A 1,014-nucleotide genomic window follows, 5' to 3' on the forward strand; every position below is an offset into this window, starting at 1 on the left:
ATGACCAACATAAACTCAAGTTTGATGTCGATACCAGCCTTCGTGTGCTTGGAGATGATGACCAATTGCGCAGCGCGATCTCCAACCTTGTTTACAACGCAGTGAAGTACACTCCTCCGGGAGCCAATATTCATGTTCGTTGGTATCAAACCGCACAAGGTGCGTGCCTTGAAGTTGAAGACAGTGGTGATGGTATTGAGCCACAACACTTGCATCGACTGACTGAGCGTTTCTACCGAGTTGATAAAGCACGTTCACGCGATACGGGTGGCAGTGGTTTAGGTTTGGCGATTGTGAAACATGCGCTGAGCCATCATGACTCACACCTGGAAATTCAAAGTGAAGTCGGTGTAGGAAGCAAGTTCTCGTTCGTACTTCCAAGTCGTTTAGTGGTGAAATAATGGGACGTCGAGTCAGTAAAGCCATCGCTTGTATCGCGCTTATTTGTTCGAGTATGGCGGTTGCTCAAGATAAGCCTTTACCGAACTACCATAAAACCACTGGCATTGTTGGTAATTTGCTTTCGGTAGGCTCAGACACTTTGGCGGGGATGACCACACTTTGGGTGGAAGAGTTTACATCCATTTACCCAAACATCAACGCGCAAGTTCAAGCTTCAGGCTCGTCAACTGCGCCACCTGCTGTAACAGAGCAAACGGCTCAGTTTGGCCCAATGAGCCGCCCGATGCGTTTGAAAGAAATCGAAGCGTTTGAGCGACAGCATGGTTACAAACCTACAGCATTGCGCGTTGCTATTGATGCTATCGGTATTTTTGTGCATCAAGACAATCCCATTCAAGGTTTGAACTTTAATCAATTGGACGCGATGTTTTCCGCTACGTTGCGTTGTGGGGAAAGTCAGTTCATCACTAACTGGCAGCAACTAGGTTTAAAAGCCGAATGGGCGAAGCGCAACTTGCAGTTGTTTGGGCGTAACTCTGTGTCCGGGACGTATGGTTACTTCAAAAGCAATGCGCTGTGTGGCGGTGACTTCAAAACCCGAGTGAATGAACA

General features: G+C 47.7%; 2 protein-coding genes. Both read left to right on the top strand.

Translation table 11 applies throughout. The annotated features are described in order from the left end of the window. On the top strand, positions 1–401 hold a 401-nt coding region (locus R7Q47_RS26755), incomplete at its 5' end, for an ATP-binding protein (protein WP_318090354.1). Then, a partial coding sequence (locus R7Q47_RS26760; RefSeq protein WP_318090357.1) for a PstS family phosphate ABC transporter substrate-binding protein occupies positions 401–1,014 on the top strand: 614 nt, incomplete at its 3' end. The genes R7Q47_RS26755 and R7Q47_RS26760, both read left to right, overlap by 1 nt.

It is taken from the genome of Vibrio sp. Vb0349 (assembly GCF_033338975.1).